Source organism: Glycomyces tarimensis, assembly GCF_054776215.1.
In genome coordinates this window covers 1-4724 of record NZ_BAAHCB010000017.1, presented here as the reverse complement: position 1 = coordinate 4724, position 4724 = coordinate 1, and the positions used below count along the sequence as shown (strand labels likewise).

The following is a 4724-nucleotide window of genomic DNA, read 5'->3' as shown; positions in this document are numbered from 1 at the left end:
CCCGGCTCCGTTCGTGCTAGCTCAGTTCGGCCTGGAACATCCAGGACTGCTTCTCGAGCTCGGCCGTGATGCCGATGAGCAGGTCCTGGGTGACCGGGTCGGCCGACTCCGTGGCGTCGATGCGCTCGCGCATCTTGCTGATGATCGAGGTGTAGGCGTCGATGAACAGCGCGATCACGTCGGTGTCGGCGATCTGCCCCGGATCGATCTTCGGGACCGAGGACTCCGAGGAGACGGTCGAGGCCCGGCCGTCGGCGCTCGCGCCGATGGCGATGGCCCGCTCGGCCACGGCGTCAGCGCTGTTGCGCGCCGTCGTGACGGTCTCGTCGAGCTGAAGGTGCAGCGATCTGAAGTTCTTGCCGTAGACGTTCCAGTGGGCCTGCTTCCCGATCAGTGACAGGTCGATGAGGTCCACCAACGCGCCCTGCAGCGCGGAAGCGGTGATATCCCGATTTTCATCGGAAAGGCTGGAGCGAACGGTCGTCATATCGGCACCTCGCAAGGAACTCTCGTTTCTTCCAGTGTCTCAGTTCAGCGTAATAGGGTGATACCCGTGGGGGAGCCAAGTAATGCAAAGCCCCCTGATGCAGTTTGTTGGATTACTCGATAAACTAAAGATGATCGCGCACCTGACCCTCGGCTCAGGGCGGCGCGAGGCGCACAGCTAGCAGGATCACCCGAACCGCAGGAGTCACGAATGCCTTACCGCCCACCGCTGGTCGCACGCGAGTTCTTCGTCGCCGACCCCCCGGAACTGCCGCAGCGCGCCCCCGGTGAGCAGGGGCTCTCTGCCGTCAAGGCCGCCCAGGTCGTCGACTCGGGGCCCTCGTCGGTCACCTTGAGGGCCTCCACCTCCGCCGGTGAGGAACTCTACGTCGGCCTCAGCGTCGCCGGCGAGGGCGTCATCCGCACCCGGCTGTCCGCCGACCCCGCCGCGCGGCCGGCCGCCTCCAAGATCATCGAGATGGTCCACCCCGGCTCCTACGAGGGCGCGAAGGTCACCGTCGACGGCGACGCGCTCGTGGTCGACGCCGGCTCCGTGCGCGCCGTCGCCACCCTCGGCGAGTGGTCCCTGCGCTACACCGACGCCGCCGGCAAGACCCTCGTCGGTCAGAACCCCGGCGAGGTCGACATCTCCGGGCGCCTGCGCACCCTCCCGTTCGGCCGCTCCCTGGTCGGCGGCGAGCCCGCGGCCTACCACGAGTCGTTCACCTGCGCCCCCGACGAGGCCTTCGCCGGCTTCGGCGAGCGCTTCGCGCCGCTGAACGCCCGCGGCCAGCGTCCCCTGATGTGGAACTTCGACGCGTTCGGCTCCGAGTCCATCCGCGCCTACAAGAACGTCCCGGTCTACATGTCCGACCGCGGCTACGGCATCGTCGTCAACTCCGGCTCGCCGGTCGAGTTCGACATGGCCCAGCAGACCCACGCCGCCGTCGAGATCCTCGTCCCCGACGACGTCCTCGAGTACTTCGTCATCGCAGGCCCCACCCCGGTCGAGATCCTCGACCGCTTCGACGGCCTCACCTCCCGCCCGGTGCTGCCGCCCAAGTGGGCCTTCGGCACCTGGATCTCCTCGGGCTTCTTCGTCGACAGCCACGAGCGGGTCATGGACCGCGCCAAGAAGATCCGCGAGCGCGGCATCCCCTGCGACGTGCTCCATCTCGACACGTTCTGGCAGCACGAGCCGCACTGGTCCGACATGCAGTGGGACCCGGCCCAGTTCCCCGAGCCCGAGAAGATGCTCGCCGACCTGGCCGAGCAGGGCTTCAAGGTCTGCCTGTGGATGAACTCCTACATCTCCCACAAGTCACCGCTCTTCGCCGAGGGCGACGAGAAGGGCTACTTCCTGCGGAACTCGGGCGGCGAGACCTACGTCGCCGACGTCTGGCACGGCTCGCACGAGGCCAGCGGCATCGTGGACTTCACCAACCCCGACGCCGTCGAATGGTGGAAGGAACTCCTGCGCGGGCCGCTCCGGGCCGGCGCGGCGCTGTACAAGACCGACTTCGCCGAGGGCGTCCCGGCCGACGCCGTCGCCTGCAACGGCATGAGCGGCACCGAGCTGCACAACGTCTACACGCTGCTGTACAACGACGCCGTCTGCGAGGTCACCCGCGAGATCCACGGCTACGACTTCGTGTGGGCCCGCTCGTCCTTCCTCGGCGGCCAGCGCCACCCCGCGCAGTGGTCCGGCGACGTCCAGACCTCCTGGGCCGGGCTCGGCGGCACCATCCGCGGCGGCCTGTCCCACGGCCTGTCCGGCATGCCGTTCTGGTCGCACGACACCGGCGGCTTCAACGGCACGCCCACCGACGAGCTGTACATCCGCTGGGCCCAGTTCGGCGCGCTCTCGCCGCTGCTGCGCTACCACGGCACCACCACCCGCGAGCTGTGGGAGTTCTCGCCCGAGGCTGAGCGGCTCGCGGCCGACTCGCTCAAGCTGCGGTACTCGCTCATGCCGTACCTCTACTCTGCAGCGGTGCGCTCCTCGCGCACCGGCGAGCCGATGCTGCGCGCCCTCAGCGTCGACGACCCGAGCGACCCGGTCGCCTGGAACGCCGACCAGGAGTACCGCCTCGGCACCGACCTCCTCGTCGCCCCGGTCAACGACCCGTCCGGCGAGCGCAAGGTCTACCTGCCCAAGGGCCAGTGGATCGACTTCTGGACCAAGGAGGTCGTCACCGGCGGCCGCTACATCGACACCCGGCACGGCCTCGAGACCTTCCCCGTCTTCGTGCGCTACGGCGCGATCATCCCGCGCGTCGCTCCCTCCGACCGCATCGGCGACGGACCGTTCGAGGCGATCACGCTCGAGGTGTGGGGCACGCCGACCGGCGGCACCGTGCTCTCCGACGTCGACGGCGACACGGAAGTTTCGGTGGAAGTTTCCGAAAGTATCGCCACCCTCGTCGTGACCGGGCCCGCCGACATCAGTAAGGTGGTCGTCATCGATGTCGAAGGCAAGCCCGAAAAGGTCGACCTGGAGCGTTCATGACCCTAGTCGCGGGAGTTGACTCCTCAACGCAGTCAACGAAAGTCCTGCTCGTAGAGGCCGAGACCGGCGAAATCGTCGACTCCGCCAAGGCCCCCCATCCCGACGGCACCGAATGCCATCCCGACCACTGGTGGGACGCCCTCCAGGAGGCCGGCAAGGGCCTTTTGGACCGCGCCGAGGCCGTATCGGTCTCGGGCCAGCAGCACGGGATGGTCGTCCTCGACGAACACGACGACATCATCCGGCCCGCCCTGCTGTGGAACGACACCCGGTCGGCGCCGCAGGCCGAACGCCTCACCGCCGAAGGCGGCGGATCCGAGACGTGGGCCGAGGAGACCGGACTGGTGCCGGTGGCCTCGTTCACCGTCACCAAGCTCGCCTGGCTCGCCGAACACGAGCCCGAGAACGCCGCGCGCGTCAAGTCCGTCATGCTCCCGCACGACTGGCTGACCATGAAGCTGCGCGGCGCGACCGCGGCCGAGGCCACCACGGACCGATCCGACGCCTCCGGCACGGGCTACTGGTCGCCGGTGACGGGGGAGTACCTGACGAACAAGCTCACCGGGGCGCTCGGCCACAACGCGGCGCTGCCGCGTGTGGCCGCCCCGAACGAGATCGTCGGCCGCACCCCGGGCGGCACGGCCCTCGCGCCGGGTACCGGCGACAACGCCGGAGCCGCGCTGGGCCTCGGCCTCGGCACCGGCGACGTCGCGGTCTCCCTCGGCACCTCCGGCACGGTCTTCGGCGTCTCCGAGGCGCGCGCGGCCGACCCCTCGGGCCAGGTCGCCGGCTTCGCGGACGCCACCGGCAAGTTCCTGCCGCTGGTCACCACGCTCAACGCCGCCCGCGTGCTCGACACCGTCCGCGGTCTGCTCGGCGTCGACCACGACGAGTTCGACGCGCTCGCGCTGTCGGCCGAGCCCGGCGCGGGCGGACTCACGCTCCTGCCGTACCTCGACGGCGAGCGCACGCCCAACCGCCCCAACGCCAGCGGGGTCCTCAGCGGACTGACGACCCGCGTCACGCGCGCCGACATGGCCCGCGCCGCCGTCGAAGGCATGCTCTCGGCCCTCGCCGACGGCATCGCCGCCGTCGAGGCGCAGGGACTCGACGCCCGGCGCGTCCTGCTCATCGGCGGCGCCTCGGCCTCCAAGGCCGTCCGCGAGATCGCGCCGACGGTCTTCGGCATGGACGTGGAAGTCCCCCCGTCGGCCGAGTACGTGGCCCTCGGCGCGGCCAAGCAGGCCGCCTGGGCGCTGTCGGGCCAGGCCGCCCCGCCACAGTGGAATGTAGGGGACACGGCGCACTACAGCGGTACCGGTACGGCCGCGACTGCTGTGTCCGAGCAGTATTCGACGCTCAGGGGCGAGACCGCCTCATGGGCGTCCCATCAGTGAGCAGCAAAGGACAAAGCATCATGAGTGACGAGCTCAAACCGGCGCCCGAGGACAAGTTCTCGTTCGGGATCTGGACGGTCGGCTGGGCGGCCCAAGACGTGTTCGGGCCCGCGACGCGGGCGCCGATGGCGGCCGACCGGGCCGTGCGCAAGCTCGCCGAGATCGGCGCGTACGGCGTGAACTTCCACGACAACGACGTGTTCGACTTCGACGCGAGCGAATCGGAGCGCGAGGAGAAGATCAGCGCCTTCCGCAAGGCCCTCGACGAGACGGGCCTGAAGGTCACGACGGCGACGACGAACCTGTTCGGCCACCCGATCTTCAAGGACGGC

At 69.5% G+C, this 4724-nt stretch carries 3 protein-coding genes and 1 pseudogene; 3 read left to right on the top strand and 1 reads right to left on the bottom strand.

What is annotated here, in order from left to right:
* Positions 1-16 precede the first annotated feature (16 nt).
* A complete protein-coding gene (locus tag ACYVK3_RS13165) occupies positions 17-487 on the bottom strand; it encodes a Dps family protein (protein WP_460497784.1) in 471 nt (156 codons plus the stop codon).
* A gap of 210 nt (positions 488-697) precedes the next feature.
* Between ACYVK3_RS13165 and ACYVK3_RS13160 the strand changes: the two genes are divergently transcribed.
* From ACYVK3_RS13160 to ACYVK3_RS13150, 3 genes and pseudogenes are all read left to right on the top strand, one after another.
* The gene (locus tag ACYVK3_RS13160; RefSeq protein WP_460497783.1) at positions 698-2995 is read left to right on the top strand and encodes a TIM-barrel domain-containing protein; all 2298 of its coding nucleotides are present in this window, start codon (positions 698-700) and stop codon (positions 2993-2995) included.
* Positions 2992-4392 carry a xylulokinase gene (xylB, locus tag ACYVK3_RS13155; RefSeq protein WP_460497782.1) on the top strand — a complete coding sequence of 467 codons (1401 nt, stop codon included), beginning with the start codon at positions 2992-2994 and terminating at the stop codon, positions 4390-4392. The genes ACYVK3_RS13160 and xylB overlap by 4 nt, the downstream gene beginning before the upstream one ends.
* A 20-nt stretch (positions 4393-4412) precedes the next feature.
* Positions 4413-4724: pseudogene (locus ACYVK3_RS13150) on the top strand (xylose isomerase); the annotation flags it as partial.

Coding starts and splice junctions, on each gene's coding strand:
- ACYVK3_RS13160 (WP_460497783.1), top strand. CDS start 698: ATGCCTTACCGCCCACCGCTGGTCGCACGCGAGTTCTTCGTCGCCGAC.
- ACYVK3_RS13165 (WP_460497784.1), bottom strand. CDS start 487: ATGACGACCGTTCGCTCCAGCCTTTCCGATGAAAATCGGGATATCACC.
- xylB (WP_460497782.1), top strand. CDS start 2,992: ATGACCCTAGTCGCGGGAGTTGACTCCTCAACGCAGTCAACGAAAGTC.